Raw genomic sequence first — 20284 nt, forward strand, 5'->3', positions numbered from 1 at the left:
ACCTTCCGCGAACGGCCCGTATCGTTCGTGCGGCGCAGCGGGCGCATGTCCGAGGCGCAGGAGCGGGCATGGTCTGAGCTCGCCGGGCAGTACGTGATCGAGTCGCAGCGCGACATCGCGGCCACGAGCGTGCGCCCCGGCTCGGCGGTGGAGCCGGCCGAGGTGTGGGGCCGCGAGGCGCCGCTGATCGTGGAGATCGGCTCGGGTCAGGGCCATGCGATCATCCACGCCGCGTCGTCGCAGCCCGACGTCGACTTCCTCGCGATCGAGGTCTTCCGCGCAGGGCTCGCACGAACGATGCTCGACGCCGACAAGGCCGGGGCCCGCAATCTGCGCCTGGTAGAGGCGAACGCGCCCGAGGTGCTCGAGCACCTGCTGCCCGAGGCATCCGTCACCGAGCTCTGGGTGTTCTTCCCCGACCCGTGGCACAAGAAGAAGCACACGAAGCGCCGGCTCGTGACCCCGGAGTTCACGGCGCTCGCCGCGCAGGCCCTCAAGGACGGCGGGATGCTGCGCCTCGCCACAGACTGGGAGGACTACGCCCTCCAGATGCGCGCCGTCCTGGGGGCGGCGGACGACTTCGACGCCGCCTTCGAGGGGGAGTGGGCCCCTCGCTTCGACGGGCGCGTGGTCACCGCTTTCGAGCGCAAGGGCGCGCGCGTCGGCCGCGACATCCGCGACCTCGCGTACCGGCGGAGACCTCGCGCGTGACGCAGCCCGCCGATCCGTCCCCTCCCGCCGACCCGTCTCTCGCGGTCGGCCCGACGGAGAGCGCCGGCGATCGCTGGCGCGTGGTGCGGCCGCTCGGTCACCGCGACTTCCGTGTGCTCTTCGGCGCGGTCGTGCTGTCGATCTTCGCCGCCGGGATGTGGGCGGTCGTCATGGTCTACGCCGTGATCGACGCGGGCGGCGGTCCGCTCGAGCTGTCGCTCGTCGCCGGCGCGAACGCGACGGGGCTGCTCCTGTGCGCCATCCCCGGCGGCATCGTCGCCGATCGCATCTCACGCCGGACGATCGTGCGGGTCGTCGAGTTCTCGAACTTCGTCGCGATCACGTCGGTGGTCATCGCCGGCGCCGCCGGATCGGTCACCATCGCGCATCTCACCGTCGTCGCCTTCGTCCTCGGCGCCGGGGCGGGGTTCTTCTTCCCCGCGTACAGCGCGATCCTGCCGCGCATCCTGCCGCAGGGGCAGCTGCTCGCCGCGAACGGACTCGAGGGCGCCATCCGGCCCGCGCTGCAGCAGGCCGCCGGCCCCGCGGCCGCCGGCATGCTCCTGGCGGCGCTCATTCCGAGCCACGCGGCCGTCGTCATCTCGGTCGCGTACGGTCTGGCGTTCGTCGGCCTGCTGTTCCTGCGGGCGGAGCCGCCCGCCCCGCACGACGAGCCGGAGCGCGCGGCATCCGTCTTCCATGATCTGAAAGAGGCCGTGGTCTTCACCGTCCGAACGCCGTGGCTGTTCGCGACGCTGCTGTTCGCAACGGGCTGGGTGCTGGTGTTCGTGGGGCCCGAGGAGGTGCTGCTGCCGTTCCTCACCCGCGAGCGCATCGGCGACGATCCCCGCTGGTTCGGGTTCCTGCTCGCCGTCTACGGGCTCGGCGGCGTCGTCGGATCGATCTTCGTCTCGTCGATGAAGCTTCCCCGGCGGTACCTCACTGCGATGAACCTGGTGTGGGGATTCAGCACACTGCCGTTCGTCGTGGTCGGCCTGACCGACCAGTACTGGCTCATGCTCGCCTCGATGTTCGTCATCGGGTTCGGCTTCAGCTACGGCAACGTCATCTGGGGCACGCTGCTGCAACGGCGGGTTCCGCGGCACATGCTCGGCCGCATCTCCAGCCTCGACTTCTTCGTGTCGCTCGCTCTCATGCCGCTGTCGATGGCGCTCGCCGGACCGCTGTCCGAAGTGCTGTCGCTGCAGACCATCTTCATCGCGGCCGGGATCCTCCCGCTCGCGCTCGGCCTCATCGCGATCTTCGCGGCCCGCATGCCGCAGGACGAGATCGCCCACCCCCTGGACCGCTGATGCCCGCATCCCCTTCCGCCGCCCCCGTCGCCACCCTGCCTGCCTGGTCGTGGCGGCTCGTGCCCGCCTTGCTCGTGTGCCTCGCGGCGCCCGCGTTCTTCGTGCTGCGCATCCCGTGGGTGGGCTGGGCGCTGCTCGCGGCCGGGCTCGTGGTCGCGATCGTGATCGAGCGAGCGGATGCCGCGCCCCGCACTCCTGCCGACGGCGAACCCGTGCGCCCGCCGAGCATCGTCCGCGACCTCTCGCTCATCGCGGTCGGGCTGCTCATCGTGAGCGCGATCCCATTGAAGGCCGAGCTCGACAACCTTTCGATCCTGCGGTTCGCGGTGGCGCTCGGCGGCGCGGTCGCCGTGCCGTACGTCATCTCGCGCTGGGCGTACCGCGACTACGCGATCCGGTTCCCGTGGCGGGGCGGCGGTCGGTGGACGGCGTTCCAGTGGTCGTGGCTTGCCGCCGTACTGGTGCTCGGGTGGCTGATCCTGCCCTTCTACTTCATCACGTCGGACGTCTACCTGAACTGGCCCGTCGTCGACACGCCTGACCTCATCGCACGGCTGTTCGTCGGTGTCGGCGCGGTCGGCATCTGGGACGAGCTGTTCTTCATCTGCACGTGCTTCGCGCTGCTGCGCCGGCACTTCCCGTTCTGGCAGGCGAACGTGCTGCAGATGGTCGTGTTCGTGTCCTTCCTGTGGGAACTGGGCTACCAGGCGTGGGGGCCTCTCCTGACCATCCCGTTCGCGCTCCTCATGGGATACATCTTCATGAAGACGCGGTCGCTCGCGTACGTCGTGACCGTCCACCTGCTCTTCGACGCGGTCGTCTTCGCGGTGCTCGTGCACGCGCACAACCCGGGCGTGCTCGACTGGCTGTTCCTGGTCTGACGCTGCCCAGGGCCTGCCCAGCCGCGTCGGGTACGGTGGATCACGGATCCTCCTCCGGATCCCCGGACGACGGATCAGTACCCGGTGAGCGACAAGACTGGCCAGGAGCACAGTCATGGCGTGGGTCATCCTCATCCTCTCCGGCATCCTCGAGGCCGTCTGGGCCACCGCGCTCGGCAAGAGCGAGGGCTTCACGAAGCTCTGGCCCACCGTGATCTTCGGCGTCAGCCTCCTGCTGAGCATGGGCGGGCTCGCCTGGGCGATGCGCGACATCTCCACCGGCACCGCGTACGCCGTGTGGGTGGGCATCGGCGCGTCGCTGACCGTCGCCTACGCGATGATCACCGGCGACGAGTCGTTCTCCATCGTCAAGATGCTGCTGATCCTCGGCCTGGTGGGCTGCGTCGTCGGGCTGAAGCTCGTCGGCCATGAGTGATCCGGTCGCGGAATTCTCACCTTCAACTTCACGTCGACATGACTTCGGGATGAACCCTTGACGACGTCACGGCGCTGAGTAGATTCAGTCCTGCGAAGAGAAAACAGAAACGAAGGAACCCGCAAGGGAACCAGAAACAGACACCGCACATCGCATTGATGATCGCCCCGAGGCTTCGGCCCCGGGGCGATCTTCGTTGTGCGAGCGGGCGGCGACGCGAGCGGAGGGCATATCGCGAGCGGAGGACGGGATGCCGGCATCCGCTCCTCCCTTCGCGAAATCTCCTCCGCTCCCGTCGTCCGGTCAGAGCGGCGTGATGCCGCGCAGCGCGTCGTGCAGAGCCGCCACGGCGACGGCCGGCGCCGCGACGCCGGCGACGAACCCGTCCGGGCGGACGAGGTAGACCCGGTCGGCGGCGAGGCGGCCGAACGGGTCCCGCGAGTGCGGCTGCGGCGAGACGCCGAGCGTGCGCGCGAGGCGTTCGACGACCTGCGGGTCGACGCCGTAGCCGTGCAGCTGCCACGTGAAGTCGCGCAGCGACGCGTGGTTGTCGCCGGACCACGGCAGACGCCGGCCGAGCACGTGGTCACGCTGGTGCGCGCCGGGGAGGCGGTAGCGGATGCGGGTCTGCGACAGGTAGCCGTAGAGGCGCTCGCCGCGCGCCGCCCGCGGCAGGACGCGCACCGCGAACGGCCCGATGAGGGGCACGATCCGCGTGCGGACGAAGCGTGCGAGCGGCTTGCGCGAGGTGATCCGCGAGAAGAGGGCGTCGGTGGTGCGCACCAGCCGCTGGGCCACTGGCCGGCGCTCGTGCTGGTACTCGTCGAGCATCGTCTCGAGGGCGTCGCCGGCGATCACCTGCCCGAGCTTGCACGCCAGGTTGTGGGCATCCTGCAGTCCGGTGTTCATGCCCTGCGCCCCGACGGGGGAGTGCACGTGGGCGGCATCGCCGACGAGGAAGACTGCCCCGTCGCGGAATCGCTCGGCGACCCGGTGGTGCGTACGATAGCGCGAGAACCACGACGACTCGGTGAAGGCGACGCCGAACCGCTCCGACAGCATGCGCCGCACGCGCGCTTCGGTCTGCTCCTCGGTCTCGTCTTCGATGTGCTCGGCGATGCCGAGGAGTCGGTGATGGCCCGGCGGCCCCATCGGAAACGCGAGCATCAGCTCGTCGCCCTCGATGCGCAGGTTGACGCCGCCTTCGACGAGGCCGGTGGCATCGAGCGCGTCGGCGACGAAGTACGACAGCCGGCTGGTCGTGCCCTCGAACCGGATGCCTCGTGCCTTGCGCACCGCCGACGATGCGCCGTCGGCGCCGATGAGCCACGGCGCCCGCAGCTCGACGCGACCGTCCGGTCCGTCCGCGATGACGGTCACGGGTGCGCCGTCCTCGCCGCCTTGCAGCGAGGTCAGGGCGTGACGCCACAGGATCGTGCCGCCCAGATCGCCGACGGCGTCGCACAGGATCCGCTCGTTGCGGCTCTGCTCGAGCACGAAGACGCCGGGGTGCGGAGTGACGGTGCGCCCGAGGTCGGCGATCGGCACGTCGCCGAAGGCGCTCCTCCCGTAGCCGGGATGCACCGCGCGGGCGATCGTCGCCTCGGCGAGCACACGGTCGGCGAGGCCGAGCTGGTCGTACAGCTCGACCGACCGTGCCTGCAGGCCGAGTGCGCGGGATTCGCGCGTGGGCCCGTCCTTGCCGTCGATCACGATGACGCGCGCGCCGAGCCGCGAGAGACATGCCGCCGCCATGAGCCCACTCGGGCCCGCGCCGACGACGATCACGTCGGCCCGGGCATGCATGCCCCCACTCTGGCATCCCGCGGGGTGCGATGTCAGTGGGGGACGTCATGTTCGCGTCACGAATAGGCTCGGCGGGGTGAGTCCCACCACACTTCCCGACGGCGCCACGCTGCGCACCGCCCGCCCCGGCGATGAGCCCGGCATCCTTCACCTCATCCACGCGCTCGCCGTGTACGAACGCGAGCCCGACGCGGTGGAGAACACGACGGATGCCCTCACCCGCAGCCTGTTCGGACCCGACCCGCAGGTGTTCACGCACATCGTCGAGCGCGGCGGTGAGATCGTCGGCATCGCGATGTGGTTCGTCACCTACTCGACGTGGACGGGACGGCACGGCATCTGGCTCGAAGACCTCTTCGTCGACGAGGCGCAGCGCGGCCGCGGCTACGGGCGGGCGCTCATCGCCGCGCTCGCTGCGCTGTGCGTCGAGCGGGACTATTCGCGGCTCGAGTGGACGGTGCTCGACTGGAACGCGCCCTCGATCGCGTTCTACCGCTCGCTCGGCGCGATTCCGATGGACGAGTGGACCACCCAGCGCCTCACCGGCACCGAACTGGAGACGCTCGCCGCCACGGCGGACGGAGGAGGACGCGATGTCTGAGCGTGCTCAGCAGTTGGCGGATGCCGCGAAGGAACGCGGCATCCGGATCGCCGTCGCCGAATCGCTCACGTGCGGCCTGCTCGCCAGCGGACTGGGGGAGGGGACCGACACGGAATCGTGGTTCGCGGGGGGCGTGATCGCGTACCAGACCGCGGTGAAGGAGTCGGTGCTCGGCGTGCGGCCGGGCATCGATCCCTGCTCCGCCGAGTGCGCGGAGCAGCTCGCGCGCGGCGTCCGGGGACTCCTGGACGTCGACGTCGCGGTGGCGACGACCGGGGTGGGCGGACCTGACCCGCAGGACGGCCACCCGCCGGGCACCGTGTTCCTCGGCTGGGAGACGGCCGACGGGTCGGGGCATCGGGAACTCGCGCTGTCCGGATCGCCCGAGGAGATCCTCGACCAGACCGTCGAGCGGGCGATCGCGCTGCTCGACGAGCTTGTCGGCGACTGAGCCCGCGCGTCCGGTCTAGCGGAGCACTCGATAACGGAGGTGCGCCTCGCTCGCATAGGCCGACGTCGCGACACGCTCCAGCTCGGTGCGCTGTCCCAGGCCAGCGAACAGCGAGATTCCTTCGCCGAGCAGCACGGGTGCGACGTCGAGGTGGAGTTCGTCGACCAGCCCGAGCTGGAGGCACTGCCGCGAGATACTGCCGCCGAGCAGGCTGACCCACTTGTCGCCTGCGGCCGCTTTCGCTGATTCGACCGCCCGCACGATGTCGTCTACGACGAAGGTATAGGTCAGCCCGTCGCGCTCGATCGGGTCGTGAGCGGTGTGGGTCATCAGGTAGACCGGCACCTTCAGCATGCCGCCGTACGGGATCTCACCGTCTTCGATCGTCTGCGTCTTGTTCGCTCCGCCGACGACGGCGCCGATGTGCTGCGTGACGTCATTGACGACGACGTCGTCTTCGGGAGCGGACGGTCGGCCGAACATCCAGTCGACTGCGCCGTCCTTGTCTGCGATGAACCCGTCGAGGGTGATGGTCGCGTGCACGATCACGTGTGCCATGAGGTCTCCTTCACTCGTCGGCGAGCGGACTGACTCGCCTTCGACGCTATCGGGCTGGCGCAGCGCACGTCATGGATGGTGCAATCGACGCATGGGGGCACCTGAAACGACGACGTTCGCCGACCGCTCGCGACCGTGGCGCGTGGTTCTCGCTGGGCTCGGAGCCTTGTGGGCTCTCGTGATCCTTCCGTTCCCGGCATCCGAGTTCGGCGTGGCGATCTGGGACTGGGTGTTCCGCCACCGGGTGTACTTCGCGGTGCGCGAGGCGGTGGACGATCCCTACATCGTCTTCGGGGCGCTCGCCGCGCTGTCCTTCCTGGCGATCGGGCTCGCGCTGCTCCCCGACGTGCGAAGAGCCCGATGGGGCGGCGCGACCATGGGCTGGTTGATCATCGCGGGGGCGCCGGTCACCGCGCTCAGCTATCTCAATACACCGAAGGATGCCCCGCTGCACCTCCTCTGGGGTGCGGAGGCTTTCGTGCTGATAGCGGTCGGTCTCGCGGGCATCCTCGCGGCCGTCACGGCGGGACGGTCATGGCGGCTGTGGGTTCGCATCGTGCTCGGACTCACGCTGCCGCTGCTCGTCGCAGGAACCCTCGCCACGGGCTACTGGCCGCACGGACCTCTCATCGTGCTCGGGCTCGAGGCGATCGTGATCATCCTCGCGGCGCCGCGAGGCGCCGCCGGGGCGGACGACGACGGCAGCGGGACATCCGTCGACTGACGATCACCGGTGATCGCGGAGCGGTCCGACGTTCAGAGCAGCGCGGCCGCGGCACGGAGACCTTCAGCGTCGGCCGACGCCCAGCGCGTGACGATGCGCCGGGCGGTCGATGAAGGCGGCGGCGGACGATTCCACCACACCATCCTCGCCCCAGCGGCGGTCGTCAGGCCGCCGTGAGGATCGCCTCGCGCCGCCGCAGAAGCGTCTCGATCCGCGTCGATGTTCGGGTGGCGTCGGCAGCGAGGCGCTGCGCGAGCTGCGCGAGGTGGTCGTGCAGCTTCTGGGCGCCCGCCCGGGCCCGGGCGATGCGGTCGAGCACCATCCAGTCGCTGAAGATGTTGTCGAACAGCACATCGAAGACGGCCAGCTCATCGGAGATCTCGACGCCGTCGACGGCCGACGCTCCGAGGTCGGCCAGCTCGGTCGACAGTCGCTCGAGCGCCCGGTTCACGCGGGTGAACGCGGCGGTGGCGTCGCTGATGTTCGAGTGCTTGACCATGTCGGCGACCAAGCCTCCGCCGAAGAAGGCGTCGTAGGTCGACCATCCGCCCGCGCTGTCGAGGCTCGCGAGGGCTTCGCTCAGTGCGTCGGATGCCACGCGCAGCGCAGCGACCGCCTCACCGACCTCGCGCTGCCGTGCCGTCGCCTCGCCCAGCTGCTCGGCGATCTCCGTCAGCTCCGCGGCGTCGCGGCCGCCGGTCGCGCGGAGTGCGGTCTCGTATCGCGCGAGCGCCATGCCGTAGGCGATGCCCGCGTCACGCAGGCCGTCTCGCTCGCCGCGAACCCGCGCGGCGTCTGCGATCGCACTGTCGAGCCGCGCCTGCGCACCGGCCACGGCGAGTGCCGCGGCGTCCGCTTCGGCGCGCTCGACGGCGAGGCGGTCGGCCGTGTCTCCGCGCAGCGTCGCCCAGATCTTCGTGGGGGAGAGCTTTTCGAGCCGACGGACGTCGATCTGCTCCACGTGCAGCCGCTGCTGCAGCTCTGCCAGCTCGGTGCGCCGCGCGTCGGCGAGCGCAGCAGCGGCAGTGAGCTGGGCATCGAGCTGATGATGACGGGCGCGGTCTTCCGCGGCGGCACGGACGGCGTCGGCGAGGGCGGCGAGGTCGGGGTCGGTCACGTTGACACTGTGGCACAACGTTGCGTGCCGCCCGTCGGGGCTGTGGACGAGTCGCGTCGGCCGCGGTCTTCACACCGGACGGTGATGATCGGACCGACCCCCGCAACCCCCTAGGCGACTCGCCCCGCGTTCGCGAGCGTGGGACTGCTTTCGTCGTCGACGCCTGAGTGCGGAGGAAGGAGAGGTCGCCATGGGCAGCACGCTGCTTTTCGGTGCGGTGGCATCCAGCGCTCTCATCATCGGGGCGGCCATCGGCGTGCGTTTCGAGCTCCCCAAGCGATTGCTCGCCATGCTGCTCGCGTTCGCCGCGGGCGCCCTCATCACGGCGCTGAGCTTCGAGTTGTTCGAGGACTCGTACGAACGAGGCGGGATCTGGCTTGCCGGCATCGGCCTCTTCCTCGGGGCGATCGTGTTCACCGCGTTGAGCGCGCTCCTCGATCGATGGGCGCAATCCGGCAACCGACCGAAGCCGGCGGCCGAGTACCAGGGCAGCGCGAAGCTGGACACGGATGCCGCGGCCCAAGGCGTATCGGCGACGCGAACATCCACGCGAGGTGCCGCCGGAATCGCATTGCTGGCCGCTGTGACCCTCGACGGCGTTCCGGAGAACCTCGCGCTGGGGATATCGCTCACCGAGGGAAGCGGCGGGCTCGCCCTGCTGGCGGCGATCTTCGTGTCCAACTTCCCTGAAGCACTCGTGGGCGCGGCGTCGATGCGCGAGCAGGGCCGGTCAAAAGTGCACGTGATCGTCCTTTGGACGGTCTGCGCCGTCCTTCTGACGCTCGCGGTCATCGCGGGCGCGGCATGGCTCGCCGACACGGACCCCTCGGTCGTTTCCTTGCCGCTGGCGTTCGCCGCCGGCGCGGTGATCGCTTCGCTGGCGGACACGCTCATGCCGGAGGCCTTCGAACACGGCGGGCCCGCGGTGGCTCTCAGCACTGCGGCTGGGTTCGTCCTGTCTTTCGTGCTCTCTCTCGCGTGACACCGAACCGGATCGGCGAACGGCGACCGTGCCCGCAGACCGGCTGCTCGGTGACCGCGACGCATCCCTGAGAGGCGCTACCCCCGGGTCATGCCGGTCCGACTGCGCGTGCCGCGTGGGTGGCGGAGCGGATGCCGTCGATGTAGGGCTGCCCGTGACCGGGCAGGATGAGAGCGGCCTCCGTGTTGTCGAGTTCGTCGAGCGCGGTGAGGGCGGCGGCGCTGTCGGCGGTGGCGGCTCCGGCGACGATCCGCGGTCCGGTCTGCGCCGTGTACGGGTCGAGGGTGACGAGGGCATCGCCGGAGAAGAGGATGCCGCGACTGGGCATGTAATAGGCGCAGTGTCCGTGGGTATGGCCCGGCGTGAAGACCGGGGTCAGTCCGCCCGGCAGATCCAAGGGGACACCCGGTGTGACGTCGGGTCGGGCTGTGACGCCCTTCACCCAGAGAGCGCCGGCTGCTGCCATCCGCGCGAGGATGGGCACCGCGCCGGGGTTGCGGAACGGGTACCCCACGCGCAGGTTCTCGTGGGCGTAGCGGTATGGGTGACGCGCCAGCTCCCGATCGTTCTTGTGAACGTGAGAGCGCACTTGATGCTCCCAGCTGAGACGGTCGCACATCCCGACGTGATCGAAGTGACCGTGGGTCAACAGGACCGCCGACAGGTCGTCGGGTGTCGCCCTCAGCCGGCTGAGTGCCGTGGTCAGGCCTCTCCATGTGCGGGGGAGCCCCGCGTCGATGAGCGTCATGCCGTCAGGGTCCGCGATGAGGTAGCAGTTGACCGCCGCCACGCTCAGTCGGTAGACGCCGTCGGAGACGCGCTCGACCGTCCGAGGCCGACGGCGCGGCCCTCCCCGGGATGTCGCGAGTTTCGCCACGGTGTGTCCCTCTCGGCCGCAATGGACACCCATCGTCGAAGCCTCAGGGCGAATCGCGGAGGGGGTAGCGCAAGGACCAACGGACGGCTAACCTCCACGGCCCCCTGCCGGACCGGCCCGTGCCGCGACCGGGGCCTTCCCCGTATGCGGCGTCCTGTCAAGACCCCCGACCGGCGCCAGCGCGTCAGCCAGGTTAGAGAAGCGAGGCATCACCCACCACGCCTGCACCGAACGAGGAGCATCCGATGACCGAACGCGAGCCGCACCAGCACCACGCCGACGACGCACGCCCGACGCACCCCTGATGGCGACAGATGTCGCGGGACCCGCACCCGCGGTGGGCCTCAAGCGTGCCATCGGCACGCCGCTGCTGTTCGCCTTCATCGTCGGCGACACGCTCGGCGCCGGGATCTACACGCTGGTCGGCACCATGTCGACCGATGTCGGCGGCGTGATCTGGCTTCCCCTGCTCATCGCACTGGTGGTGGCGCTCCTCACCGCCGGAACCTACGCCGAGCTCATCACCAAGTACCCGCACGCCGGCGGCGCGGCCCGTTATGTCGACCGGGCCTTCGGTGTCCCGTACCTGTCGTTCCTCGTCGGGTTCCTCATGATGGCGGCCGGCATCACGACCGCCGCGGCGCTCGCGAACGCGTTCGCCGGCGACTACCTGAGCGCCGTCATCGATCTGCCCGCGGCTCCGACCGCGATCGTCTTCATCGCGCTCCTCACGCTCATCAATCTCCGCGGTGTACGCGAGTCGCTCAGCGCCAACCTGATCGCCTCGATCATCGAGGTGACCGGTCTGGTCCTCGTCATCGTCCTGGCGGCCATCGTGTTCGGAAGCGGAGGCGGCGACCCGTCGCGTGTGCTCGAGTTCGCGCCCGATGTTCCTCCGCTGCAGGGTGCGTTCGCAGCATCCGTCATCGCGTTCTTCTCCTTCCTCGGATTCGAAGCCGCGGCGAACATGGCGGAAGAGGTGCGGAATCCCTCGAAGTCGTACCCGCGTGCCCTGTTCGGTGCGATCTGCACGGCCGCCGTCGTCTACCTCCTGATCGCGCTCGGCGCGGTGATCGTGGTGCCGCCCGAGGTGCTCGCCGCATCGACGGGACCGCTGCTCGAGGTCGTCCAGTTGAGCGGCGTTCCGGTTCCGACCTGGCTGTTCAGCCTCATCGCGCTGGTCGCCATCGCGAACGGCGCCCTGCTCTTCATGGTGATGGCGAGCCGTGTGGGCTACGGGCTCGCCGAGGCCGACCTCCTGCCCCGCGCGTTCGGTCGTGTCCTGCCGAACCGCCGCACGCCGTGGGTCTCGATCGTGGTCGTCGCCGTGGTGACGATGGCGCTGACCCTGGTGGGAGACGTGGGCACCCTCGCCGAGACGACCGTGCTGCTCCTGCTGCTCGTCTTCCTCTCGGCGAACGTCAGCGTGCTCGTGCTCAAGAAGGACAAGGTCGACCACCCGCACTTCACCGTGCCGCGCATCGTTCCTGTCCTCGGGATCATCGCGTGCATCGTGCTGCTGACCCAGCAGACCGGCATCGTGTGGATCGGCGCTGCCGCCTACGTGGCCGTCGGCTCGGTGCTCTTCCTCGTGGCGCGTGCGGCCCGCTCGCGCGAGGCCGGTCGCGCGACTCGCAGGGCAGCGACGGATGACCCGGAGAGCTGAGCGGATGCTGCGCCCGCACGCCCCGCTCGCGAGGGGGCGCCCTCAGCGCTGGGAACTGCTGAGCACCGTCGTCGCAGCGATCTTCAGCAGTCCTCCGTCGTCGACGAGATCGAAGCTCGTCACCTCGTCCACGACGCGTCCGTCGTGAAAGCGGTAGGTGAGCGTCGCCTGCGCCCGGTTGAGTCCAGAGGCGCTCACGTCGCTCAGTTCCACGGCCGCGACCTGCGACCAGAAGGCCTCGTAACCGCCGCGGCCGCCCGCATGATTCTCCTGATAGTCCGCCGTCATCTGGGGCCAGGCCGCGTCGAGATCACCTGGCAGCGCCGCGTAGTAACCCGAGATCATGCCCGCCGCGCGCTGCTCGGGGGTCGGTGGCACCGGTCCGGGCTCCCGGGACGGCGCCGGAGTCGCCCCGACCGACGGTGACGCGCTGGACGACGGCGAGGTCGACGGCCCGCCTGAACTCTGCGTGGCAGATGTGGCCGGAGGCGCGGGCGACTCGCTCGGATCCGCCGCCTCGTTGCCGGTCGGACTCCACCAGCTCAGCAGCGCGCCTGCGCCGATCACGAGCGCGGCGACGAGAATCAGGACGCCGGCGACCACAGCGGCGCGGCGGCCGCGGCCTCCACGTGACGGCACCTCTGCATCGCTTCTCGCCGGCCGCAGGCGTTCGGTTTCTGCCGTGGGCGGTTCGTAACGTGTCGGCTGATCGGCGGGAAGAGTCCTCGCCGTCGGCGCGTCGCGCTGGCGTATCGTCGGGAGAGACGCCGGCAGCGAGATCGTGGACGGAGTCGCTGCGCTGGGCGAAGCATGCTGGGTCGTGGCATCGGTGATCGGAACGGTCGGCGCCGAGTCAGCCGCCCCGCGCGCGGCATCCGCTCGCTCTTCCGACTCCATCATGGAGATGAGCGTTGCCACGCCATCGGGCGGGCCGGAGCCCGCGTGCTCCAGCGCCGACAGGGACTTCGCCACCGCAGCCATCGATGGGCGACGTTTGGGGTTCGCAGACAGCATCTGCTGCAGAAGCGGGGCCAGAACGCCGGCACTCTTCGGAGGCGGATGCCCACCGCGGGCGACCTTGTGCAGGAGCGAGATGGCGTTCTTGTCGGTCCCGAACGGCGGGTGCCCCTCGAGCATCGTGTACATCGTGGATCCGAGGGAGAACACGTCCGATGCGAAGGTCGTGGGCTGTCCTCTCGCCACCTCGGGGGCGAGGTATGCCGGGGTGCCGTGTATCAGACCCGTCGCGGTGATCGTGGCGTCGCCGAGCGCGTGAGAGATGCCGAAGTCGCTGATCATGGCTGAGCCGTCAGCCGTGATGAGGATGTTCCCCGGCTTGACATCCCTGTGGACGATCCGCAGCTTGTGGGCCGCGGCGAGAGCGGAACTCGCCTGAGCGGCGATACGAGCCGTCTCGAGCGGAGTGAGCGAGCCGTGTTCCGCAAGGAGCTCTGACAGCGGCGTCGAATCGAGGAGCTCCATCACGATGCACGGCCGGCCCTCGTGCTGGATGACATCGAAAACAGTCACGGCGTGGGGATGGCGGAGCCCCGCGGTGATTCTCGCCTCGCGCAACGCCCGCTCTGTGGCCCGACGCTCATCGGATTCCGACAGCTCCGGCTGCGTGCGCAGCATCTTCAGCGCTACCGCGCGGTGCAGTCGTTCGTCCCACGCCTGCCATACGACGCCCATCCCGCCCGCGCCGAGCATCTTGACAAGCCGATAGCGCTCGGCCACGAGGGAGGACGGGGTGCTCATAGGACGCTCCTCGGAGGATGCCCCCAGCGTCGTGCCCTATCGCTCCAGACTCAGGGGGGTTGTGCCGACGCGCGAGGTGTGAGTCGATTCGAACGAGGGGCGTGACAGCACCCGCCGCCAGCTGATCGCGATCGCGGTGGAGGCCTGATGGACGGCGATTCGCGAGCGAAGCGATGCCTCGGGTCGCCAGAGTAGGTGTGTGCACAGCGATCGGGGCGAGATGAACGGGGCAGCCGACCCCGCGCCGGAGCTGATACGCCACCTCGAGCGGACGCTCGGCCCGATCGAGGCCGGGTTTCGGCTGAGTCCGGACCGGCGAAGCACGCCGTTTCAGATCGCTCGATTCATGGGCGGGTCCGGCGGGAGCTCGAGCGGGTACTGCACCATCGGACTGTCCCGACACAGCCTTGTCTCGCCCCGATCAGCCAAGTCGATCCGCTTGGAGCTGCTGATGCTCGCACCCGAATCGGCGCCACCGAGCCCGGTCGTGTCGACCATCCATCAGGTCGCGACGGGGATGTTGAGTTCGCGCCGTCCGATTCTTCGCGGCGACGTCATCGGCCCGGCCGGGCCGATGACCGTCTCACCTCGATTCGAGGCTCTCTACGCCACGGTTCCCGTCTACTTCCCGGACGAGTTCGCCACTGCTCTGAACGAGGACGGCGATCCCGTCTCGATCGCATGGCTCGTCCCGATCACCTCACGCGAAGCGCAGTTCGTCTTCGACAACGGGTGGGACGCTTTCGAGAGCATCCTGGAGAGCCAGGATCCCGACCTCACCAGCTTCACCCGCCCGGAGATGTCGTTATGACGAATCCGGGCATCCGATCCGCCTAAAAGACGAGCTCCCGCTCCACCACTGCGGCGCTCCACCGTCCGAGCATCGCGCCGGCGACGATGTCGGAGATGTGGTGCTGCCCGCGGTAGACCCGCGAGAACGCGATCGCTGCGGGAATCCCGTACCGAAGCAATGGGCCGAGGAACCGCGAACCGCGGGTGCCGTGGTGATCGAGCAGGTTGGCGAGCGTGCCGTGGAGAGCGAAGGCTGCCGCGGTGTGTCCAGAGGGGAATGACGAGGTCGCGTGCGGCTGCTCCGGGCGCCACACGCCTGTCGGCCGTGGCCGCTCCACGAGCGCCGCGGCGGCGACGAAGCACGCGGTCTCGAGAGCCAGCACCGCCCCAGGGGCGATAGCTGAGCGCCGGTCGCGCGTCAGCAGCCACGTGATGGCGCACCATACGGCCCCGTTCGCGACGGTCTGCGGAACGCCGGAGTACCACGAGAGCGGTGCGGTGATCCGGTCGATCGGCTCGCGGCGCAGGAGCGGGTCGGCGGGTTCGGTCGCTATCGCGACATCGCCGTCGGCGGGTCGATGGCCGAACGCGCTCTGGAGCGCACGCACCGCCCGGTCCTCGCGTGGGTCGTCGCTGCCGAGAAGCCGGATCGCTCGCCCCGCCGCGGCAAGCGCCGCGATCACTCCGAGCCCCGGAAGGACGACGGCTCGGAGCAACGGCATGTCCGCAGACTAGTGGTGCCGGGCGGGTGGGGAGTAGAGCGGAGCCGGCCGGTATGAAGAGGTCGCGGAGGCCGCGAACGGTCACCCGACGGTCGTAGACTTCAGCAACACTCGATGGTGGAGCCGGCGCCTCGCCCGCGCCTCCGTCGTCTCGATGAGGATCGGCCTGGCGCCGACGGCAAAGGCGGGAGCGAACATGGGCGAACAGTGGCACCGGAAGCACCTCGGCGACGACGTGCCGGAGCAGGCTCCCGGCGACGAGACGCTGCTGGGCGCGGCAGGCGACGAGATTCCTCCCGGTGGACGGGTCGCGGGCTCGTTCGACCAGGAGTTCCCCGTCGCCGACCCGTACGCGGGCATCCCGGCAGATGAAGTCGGTCTGCCGCCGCTGACCGAGGCCGAGCAGGAGGCCGTGGCCCGCGAGGCCGACCGCCTCGCTGATGACCCGGACGCGCTCGAGAACCTCTAGCGGGTCACCGTTCTCACCCCGTCTCGACGCGCTCGTGCGGCTCGTCGGCTCCCGGGAACTGGAACGACGCGTGATAGAGCCGGAGGGATGCCTCGTCCAGCCGGAGCGCGTCGGGACCGATGCGGTCGGCCCGGCGCGCGACGCGCTCGATCAGCACCTCGAGCGGCGCGTCGACGACCCACGAGGCGCGGAGCGCCACCCGCGGCGACCACGAGCGCGCGCAGCTCGTCCCTGACGGCACGCGTCGAGAGCGAGGCATCCAGCACCACCGCTGCCCCGGCTGTGATCGACGTCACCATCGCGTGGCGCACGCGGCGGTCGGCTTCGGCGAGCACTTCCAGCGAGGCATCCGTGCTCGTGCGCCCCAGCGCCCACATCTCGTCGTCGTACGACAACCGCACGAAGCCGGTCGCCTCGAGCGCCCGCGAGTAGGTGGTCTTGCCCGCCCCAGCCGCCCCGCACAGCAATACCACCGGCGTCGGCGGGGGCGAGGCATCCATTCCGTGATTCTGGCCCGAACCGGGCCGTGCCCGCACACGCGGGCGCCCGGCACGATGGCCGGGCACCCGCGCAGGTCACTCCTGCACCTCGATGTATCGAATTGATGCTACATTAAGCCGTATCATCTGACCGGTACAAATCGAAGGGCCATCGATGCCGTTGTTTCTGGTTGTCGCTGCCGTACCTGCTCTCGGTCTCGTGTTCGCCTTCGGCTGGTGGTTATTCCGGGGACGTCGATATGGCCTGCCAGCCGGTGCGGCAGCGCTGTTCACAGCACTGGCCTCCGCGCTCGCCTTGATGACTGACGTACTGGCCCGGCTCGTGGGGCTCCCGGGGTTCCAACCACCAGCGCCCGTCCTGATCTGGTTCTTCGACTACCGCTACACGATCCCGCTGGTGGTCGGAATCATCGCCCTCGTGCTGCTGGCTGTTCCGCTTCGCGCGCGCGGTGGTGTCGGGGCAGCCGACCTGGCACCGCGCTCGATGCTCACTTTCACACGCGGCTGGTGGTTCGCTGCCCCCGCAGCTGTCCTCGCGTTGATCGTCATCATCACCGTCGCCGCCGGTGTCGCGTCTCAGCCCGACGCCTTAACGGGGCGATACGACAGTGTGATGGTCGATGCGGGGGTCGCGGCGATCGCGACCACAATCTACGGCTGGTTCTACTCGGTTCCCGCTCTCGTCGCCCTCGCGGTGCTCACCGCCGCCGTCTGTGTGGATCTGCTCCTCATCGCGCGACCCCCGCTGGGCGAGGACCGGGAACTCGACGTCCGAACCCGCCGGACCCGCACCCGCAACGTGCTCACCGCGGCAACCGCAGCGATGCTGCTGCACCTCGCCGCGGTGTTCGGGTCCCTGTCCGCCACCGCTTCGGTTCAGGGCGAGTTCGCGACATCCGAAGGCCCGGTGTTCCTGTGGAGTCCGATCGCGGGCTTCCAAGCTGCGTTCACCGTGGCCGCGTACGCGGCGAGCGTGGGCGGAGTCGCGTTGTGGGCCACGGTCGCATTGTCCGCCGTTCCGGCACGCGGGCACGCCCTGGTCCCCGCTGCCGCATGATCATCCGACTGTCCGGGTCCGCACCGCCGACGGACCAGATCCGGGACCAGATACGCGGACTCATCGCCGCCCGGCAACTCGCCGCCGACGATCGGCTGCCCTCGGTCCGTCAGCTCGCCAGAGATCTGGGCGTGGCGCCGGGAACCGTGGCCAAGGCCTACCGCGCCCTGGAGATCGAAGGCGTCCTCACGACCCGCACCGGCGCAGGAACGCGGGTCAGCCCGACCGCCGCCACCACCCCGCGCCCTGTACTCGACGCGGCCCGGAAGCTCGCCGAGACCAGCACCCGCAGCGACGTGGATCTCGACCTGACCATCGAAGTGCTCCGCGCTGTCTGGCCACCACGCCCCGAGGACCCAGTGACGGCGACCCGAGACCGACCGATCGACCCGACAGCGCAATAGCCGGTCCGTCAGCGTTCGGTGGTTGCGACAATCACCTGCGTCGTTCGGCTCATCGGCCGAGCGTCACTTGGTGACGGACCTTCCAGGTGTACACGTGCTCGTCGCGGTTGAGTTCGATGAGGGATAGCCGAGGATGCTCGACGACGATGTCGGTGAACGGGAGGGTGCGAATCGCACGCTCGATCGCTGGGAGGGGTGCGTCACCGGAGAAGTAGGCGAGGGACACGTGGGGCTGGAAGGGCCCGTCTCCGTGCACGTCGCGGACCTTGCCAACCGCTTCGGTCTGAATAGCCTTGAGCTCCTCGAGCCAACCCGCCGGCTCCGTGGCTAAACCGAAGCCTTCCGGGTAGACGAACGCTCGAGTGAAGTGCAGCGGATCGGTCGCGACGCGAGCCGTGTGGGAGAAAACCGTCTCGATCATGGCGCGCTGGGCCTCGTCGTCGACGTCGGCCACGAAGCCGACACCCGTCATGGTCAGATGCAACCATTCGGCCGGGACGAGGTCCACGGCGGTGACGCCCGTCAGCTCGTCGTCGATGAATCGCGAGGCCTTGTGCAACGATCTCGCGTGCTCGAACGTGAGATGAAAGGTGAGGTATCGGGAACCTGGACCCCAGCCGGGCCGCCACCACCAGTGGTCGCGTGTGCGGTCGAACGCTCTGGCGGTGAGATCCATCGCCCGACCGTATCCGAATCGGGGGAGAGCCGACCGCCCCACGCCAACCGGTTGTCGTCTTCGCCGATCGGATCCCGCACGAACGCATTCGGACGCACACTAGTTGCGCGTCCGCGGCGCGCTCGCCTCCTGTGGATAACCGACCATCGCGTCGCCGCCGCACCCGCCGGATGGCGAGGGGAGCGGTCCGCTTACGGGCTCACTTCACGCATGACGCGTTTCTCGACCTCGAACAGCGTCGGGCAAAGCCGGCGATCCTTGGGGCAGCGGGGGGACGGCTGCTCGTAGACATCGGGCAGCAGTCGTTCGACTTCTGCGACGCACATGCCGCAGACGTGCTCCGCGGCCATGTTGATGGTGTCGGACTCGAACCCGCAGAAGGCGACGCGCCAAGGCTGATCTCGGCAGCACACCAGATGCGCGATCTCGTCGGAGTCTGCAGTGAGCCGCAACGACGCCGAAGCGAGCTGCACGCTCCCCGTCCCGCCGTCGGTCGTCATGGCCGCATTCTAAGTCCCGGTGCGGCACGGCGTTCGGCAACAACGCAGCGGCGGGGGAGATGTTGCCGAAGTGCTGTCACGGTGCGGCGGCACTCGGGTGTGTTTGCCCCTGAGGCTGCTCGACGCGATGGATCGGGTCGAGCGCCTGCTTCCGTCTTCGTGCAGATTCGGACGGGACCCTGGGTGTACCTTGCGGACGTGATGTCCATCCGAGTGGGTATCGTGGCCGATCCGGCCGCCCCGACGGAAGTCGCGCGGCGGATGACCGACCTCGTCGCGCCCGACGGCGAGGATCGGATCGCGTGGGACATCGAGCTGTTGAGCGAGCCCTTCACCGTCGGTTCAGAGGACGTCGACGTCGCGCTGGCGCGACTGCAGGCTCATGCCGCCGTTCACGAGTGGGACCTCGTCGTCGGGGTGACCGAGCTCCCGCTGCGCGACGATGACGGCCGCTACCTGATGGCCGCTTTTGACCCGCAGCGGCACGCGGCAGTGCTCTCGCTCCCCGCTCTCGGCGGGTTCCGTGTTCGCTCGCGTGCCCGTCGCGCCGTCAGCGGGCTCGTCAGCGGCATGGCGGAACCCGCCTCGCCCGAGGAACAGCGCCTGCCGATGCCCGGTCTCATCGCCCGCTGGCGGGTGCTCGTTGGCATGGTTCTCGCGAATCGGCCGTGGCTCCTCGCGACCGGGCTCAAGTCCGCGCTCGTCGCGGCACTGGCGACCGGCGCGGTGGCCACGGTCGACTCGACGGTCTGGCTGCTCGCCGCCTCCCTCTCAGGGTGGCGACTCGGCGTCGCGACCATCGCCTCCATCGCGATCGTCGTCGCCTGGATCGTCATCGACGGCGAACTGTGGGACCGTCCCGAAGACGGTTCCTCGCGGGCTCGCGAGAGGTCCCGGCTCTACAACACCTCCACTCTGCTGACGCTGGCGATCGGGGTGGGCATCGGCTACGTGACACTGTTCGTCGTGAACCTGGCGTGGGCACTGTTCGTCCTCGACCCCGCGCTGATGGGCGAGTCGGTCGGCATCCCGCTCGACTACGGCGATCTGTTCGTGCTCACGTGGTTCGTGGCGTCGGCAGCGACGATCGGGGGTGCGCTCGGCACGGGACTGGAGTCGGACGAGGCGATTCGCGCGGCCGCGTACTCGAAGCGGGAAGAGGAGCGCCGCGCCCGGCTGGCGAGAGAGCGGGACGAGACCTAGATGTACCTGGCGGTCAGGTTGGTGACACTCGGCTGAGCGGGGAGCCGCCTATGGCGGAGTGGTATCGCTGAGTGTTGTAG

At 69.5% G+C, this 20284-nt stretch carries 23 protein-coding genes and 1 riboswitch; of the genes, 14 read left to right on the forward strand and 9 right to left on the reverse strand.

Annotated features, from left to right (window positions below):
• Positions 1-45: 45 nt before the first annotated feature.
• The 4 genes from trmB to OB08_RS09130 all read left to right on the forward strand — a co-directional run bounded on the left by trmB (position 46) and on the right by OB08_RS09130 (position 3341).
• Positions 46-711 (forward strand): tRNA (guanosine(46)-N7)-methyltransferase TrmB, encoded by a 666-nt coding sequence (trmB, locus tag OB08_RS09115; protein WP_461474173.1) that lies wholly within the window; start codon positions 46-48, stop codon positions 709-711.
• Positions 712-791: 80 nt separating this feature from the next.
• Positions 792-2024, forward strand: coding sequence for an MFS transporter (locus tag OB08_RS09120; protein WP_461474174.1), 1233 nt, complete (start codon positions 792-794; stop codon positions 2022-2024).
• On the forward strand, positions 2024-2905 hold the full coding sequence (locus OB08_RS09125) for a CPBP family intramembrane glutamic endopeptidase (RefSeq protein WP_461474131.1): 882 nt from the start codon (positions 2024-2026) through the stop codon (positions 2903-2905). The genes OB08_RS09120 and OB08_RS09125 overlap by 1 nt, the downstream gene beginning before the upstream one ends.
• A 40-nt stretch (positions 2906-2945) precedes the next feature.
• Positions 2946-3011, forward strand: a riboswitch (guanidine-III (ykkC-III) riboswitch).
• Positions 3012-3020: 9 nt separating this feature from the next.
• Complete coding sequence (locus tag OB08_RS09130) at positions 3021-3341, forward strand: DMT family transporter (RefSeq protein ID WP_461474132.1); 321 nt, start codon at positions 3021-3023, stop codon at positions 3339-3341.
• Between the two features lie 303 nt (positions 3342-3644).
• Here OB08_RS09130 and OB08_RS09135 read toward each other — a convergent pair whose 3' ends face one another.
• A complete protein-coding gene (locus tag OB08_RS09135; RefSeq protein ID WP_461474133.1) occupies positions 3645-5147 on the reverse strand; it encodes an FAD-dependent monooxygenase in 1503 nt (500 codons plus the stop codon).
• Positions 5148-5223: 76 nt separating this feature from the next.
• On the opposite strand from OB08_RS09135, the gene OB08_RS09140 reads away from it, so the two are divergent.
• A complete protein-coding gene (locus OB08_RS09140; protein ID WP_461474134.1) occupies positions 5224-5748 on the forward strand; it encodes a GNAT family N-acetyltransferase in 525 nt (174 codons plus the stop codon).
• Positions 5741-6199 carry a CinA family protein gene (locus OB08_RS09145; protein ID WP_461474135.1) on the forward strand — a complete coding sequence of 153 codons (459 nt, stop codon included), beginning with the start codon at positions 5741-5743 and terminating at the stop codon, positions 6197-6199. The genes OB08_RS09140 and OB08_RS09145 overlap by 8 nt, the downstream gene beginning before the upstream one ends.
• A gap of 15 nt (positions 6200-6214) precedes the next feature.
• Here the strand turns inward: OB08_RS09145 and OB08_RS09150 are convergent, their stop codons facing one another.
• Positions 6215-6757 (reverse strand): dihydrofolate reductase family protein, encoded by a 543-nt coding sequence (locus OB08_RS09150; protein ID WP_461474136.1) that lies wholly within the window; start codon positions 6755-6757, stop codon positions 6215-6217.
• Between the two features lie 91 nt (positions 6758-6848).
• Between OB08_RS09150 and OB08_RS09155 the strand changes: the two genes are divergently transcribed.
• Positions 6849-7481: a hypothetical protein gene (locus OB08_RS09155; RefSeq protein ID WP_461474137.1), complete on the forward strand. Its 633-nt coding sequence runs from the start codon at positions 6849-6851 to the stop codon at positions 7479-7481.
• A 163-nt stretch (positions 7482-7644) separates the two neighbouring features.
• Here the strand turns inward: OB08_RS09155 and OB08_RS09160 are convergent, their stop codons facing one another.
• Entirely contained in the window at positions 7645-8598 is a 954-nt protein-coding gene (locus OB08_RS09160) for a hypothetical protein (RefSeq protein WP_461474138.1), read from the reverse strand.
• A 190-nt stretch (positions 8599-8788) separates the two neighbouring features.
• Between OB08_RS09160 and OB08_RS09165 the strand changes: the two genes are divergently transcribed.
• Positions 8789-9580, forward strand: coding sequence for a ZIP family metal transporter (locus OB08_RS09165; RefSeq protein WP_461474139.1), 792 nt, complete (start codon positions 8789-8791; stop codon positions 9578-9580).
• Between the two features lie 88 nt (positions 9581-9668).
• Here OB08_RS09165 and OB08_RS09170 read toward each other — a convergent pair whose 3' ends face one another.
• The gene (locus OB08_RS09170) at positions 9669-10370 is read right to left on the reverse strand and encodes an MBL fold metallo-hydrolase (RefSeq protein WP_461474140.1); all 702 of its coding nucleotides are present in this window, start codon (positions 10368-10370) and stop codon (positions 9669-9671) included.
• Between the two features lie 391 nt (positions 10371-10761).
• Here OB08_RS09170 and OB08_RS09175 point away from each other — a divergent pair, with 391 nt between their 5' ends.
• On the forward strand, positions 10762-12123 hold the full coding sequence (locus OB08_RS09175; RefSeq protein WP_461474141.1) for an APC family permease: 1362 nt from the start codon (positions 10762-10764) through the stop codon (positions 12121-12123).
• Positions 12124-12165: 42 nt separating this feature from the next.
• Here the strand turns inward: OB08_RS09175 and OB08_RS09180 are convergent, their stop codons facing one another.
• Positions 12166-13881, reverse strand: coding sequence for a serine/threonine-protein kinase (locus OB08_RS09180; protein WP_461474142.1), 1716 nt, complete (start codon positions 13879-13881; stop codon positions 12166-12168).
• Positions 13882-14101: 220 nt separating this feature from the next.
• Here OB08_RS09180 and OB08_RS09185 point away from each other — a divergent pair, with 220 nt between their 5' ends.
• Positions 14102-14692, forward strand: coding sequence for a suppressor of fused domain protein (locus tag OB08_RS09185; RefSeq protein WP_461474143.1), 591 nt, complete (start codon positions 14102-14104; stop codon positions 14690-14692).
• Positions 14693-14714: 22 nt separating this feature from the next.
• Here OB08_RS09185 and OB08_RS09190 read toward each other — a convergent pair whose 3' ends face one another.
• Positions 14715-15395: a phosphatase PAP2 family protein gene (locus OB08_RS09190; protein WP_461474144.1), complete on the reverse strand. Its 681-nt coding sequence runs from the start codon at positions 15393-15395 to the stop codon at positions 14715-14717.
• Positions 15396-15591: 196 nt separating this feature from the next.
• Between OB08_RS09190 and OB08_RS09195 the strand changes: the two genes are divergently transcribed.
• The gene (locus OB08_RS09195) at positions 15592-15864 is read left to right on the forward strand and encodes a hypothetical protein (protein WP_461474145.1); all 273 of its coding nucleotides are present in this window, start codon (positions 15592-15594) and stop codon (positions 15862-15864) included.
• Here OB08_RS09195 and OB08_RS09200 read toward each other — a convergent pair.
• Positions 15861-16364: an AAA family ATPase gene (locus tag OB08_RS09200; RefSeq protein ID WP_461474146.1), complete on the reverse strand. Its 504-nt coding sequence runs from the start codon at positions 16362-16364 to the stop codon at positions 15861-15863. The two genes, OB08_RS09195 and OB08_RS09200, sit on opposite strands and share 4 nt — an antisense overlap.
• 154 nt (positions 16365-16518) lie before the next feature.
• Between OB08_RS09200 and OB08_RS09205 the strand changes: the two genes are divergently transcribed.
• Together OB08_RS09205 and OB08_RS09210 are read left to right on the forward strand one after the other, a co-directional pair.
• Positions 16519-17421, forward strand: coding sequence for a hypothetical protein (locus tag OB08_RS09205; protein WP_461474147.1), 903 nt, complete (start codon positions 16519-16521; stop codon positions 17419-17421).
• Positions 17418-17825, forward strand: a complete 408-nt coding sequence (locus OB08_RS09210) for a GntR family transcriptional regulator (RefSeq protein WP_461474148.1) — start codon at positions 17418-17420, stop codon at positions 17823-17825. The genes OB08_RS09205 and OB08_RS09210 overlap by 4 nt, the downstream gene beginning before the upstream one ends.
• Positions 17826-17874: 49 nt before the next feature.
• Here the strand turns inward: OB08_RS09210 and OB08_RS09215 are convergent, their stop codons facing one another.
• Both OB08_RS09215 and OB08_RS09220 read right to left on the reverse strand, forming a co-directional pair.
• Entirely contained in the window at positions 17875-18501 is a 627-nt protein-coding gene (locus OB08_RS09215; protein WP_461474149.1) for a 2'-5' RNA ligase family protein, read from the reverse strand.
• Between the two features lie 191 nt (positions 18502-18692).
• Positions 18693-19001: a hypothetical protein gene (locus tag OB08_RS09220; protein ID WP_461474150.1), complete on the reverse strand. Its 309-nt coding sequence runs from the start codon at positions 18999-19001 to the stop codon at positions 18693-18695.
• 201 nt (positions 19002-19202) lie between these two features.
• Between OB08_RS09220 and OB08_RS09225 the strand changes: the two genes are divergently transcribed.
• Positions 19203-20204 (forward strand): hypothetical protein, encoded by a 1002-nt coding sequence (locus OB08_RS09225; protein WP_461474175.1) that lies wholly within the window; start codon positions 19203-19205, stop codon positions 20202-20204.
• The last annotated feature ends 80 nt before the right edge of the window (positions 20205-20284 follow it).

The organism is Microbacterium sp. HJ5, from assembly GCF_054824025.1.

Coding starts and splice junctions, on each gene's coding strand:
- trmB (WP_461474173.1), top strand. CDS start 46: ATGTCCGAGGCGCAGGAGCGGGCATGGTCTGAGCTCGCCGGGCAGTAC.
- OB08_RS09125 (WP_461474131.1), top strand. CDS start 2,024: ATGCCCGCATCCCCTTCCGCCGCCCCCGTCGCCACCCTGCCTGCCTGG.
- OB08_RS09130 (WP_461474132.1), top strand. CDS start 3,021: ATGGCGTGGGTCATCCTCATCCTCTCCGGCATCCTCGAGGCCGTCTGG.
- OB08_RS09135 (WP_461474133.1), bottom strand. CDS start 5,147: ATGCATGCCCGGGCCGACGTGATCGTCGTCGGCGCGGGCCCGAGTGGG.
- OB08_RS09145 (WP_461474135.1), top strand. CDS start 5,741: ATGTCTGAGCGTGCTCAGCAGTTGGCGGATGCCGCGAAGGAACGCGGC.
- OB08_RS09150 (WP_461474136.1), bottom strand. CDS start 6,757: ATGGCACACGTGATCGTGCACGCGACCATCACCCTCGACGGGTTCATC.
- OB08_RS09155 (WP_461474137.1), top strand. CDS start 6,849: ATGGGGGCACCTGAAACGACGACGTTCGCCGACCGCTCGCGACCGTGG.
- OB08_RS09165 (WP_461474139.1), top strand. CDS start 8,789: ATGGGCAGCACGCTGCTTTTCGGTGCGGTGGCATCCAGCGCTCTCATC.
- OB08_RS09175 (WP_461474141.1), top strand. CDS start 10,762: ATGGCGACAGATGTCGCGGGACCCGCACCCGCGGTGGGCCTCAAGCGT.
- OB08_RS09180 (WP_461474142.1), bottom strand. CDS start 13,881: ATGAGCACCCCGTCCTCCCTCGTGGCCGAGCGCTATCGGCTTGTCAAG.
- OB08_RS09185 (WP_461474143.1), top strand. CDS start 14,102: ATGAACGGGGCAGCCGACCCCGCGCCGGAGCTGATACGCCACCTCGAG.
- OB08_RS09190 (WP_461474144.1), bottom strand. CDS start 15,395: ATGCCGTTGCTCCGAGCCGTCGTCCTTCCGGGGCTCGGAGTGATCGCG.
- OB08_RS09195 (WP_461474145.1), top strand. CDS start 15,592: ATGGGCGAACAGTGGCACCGGAAGCACCTCGGCGACGACGTGCCGGAG.
- OB08_RS09200 (WP_461474146.1), bottom strand. CDS start 16,364: ATGGATGCCTCGCCCCCGCCGACGCCGGTGGTATTGCTGTGCGGGGCG.
- OB08_RS09205 (WP_461474147.1), top strand. CDS start 16,519: ATGCCGTTGTTTCTGGTTGTCGCTGCCGTACCTGCTCTCGGTCTCGTG.
- OB08_RS09210 (WP_461474148.1), top strand. CDS start 17,418: ATGATCATCCGACTGTCCGGGTCCGCACCGCCGACGGACCAGATCCGG.
- OB08_RS09215 (WP_461474149.1), bottom strand. CDS start 18,501: ATGGATCTCACCGCCAGAGCGTTCGACCGCACACGCGACCACTGGTGG.
- OB08_RS09220 (WP_461474150.1), bottom strand. CDS start 19,001: ATGACGACCGACGGCGGGACGGGGAGCGTGCAGCTCGCTTCGGCGTCG.
- OB08_RS09225 (WP_461474175.1), top strand. CDS start 19,203: ATGTCCATCCGAGTGGGTATCGTGGCCGATCCGGCCGCCCCGACGGAA.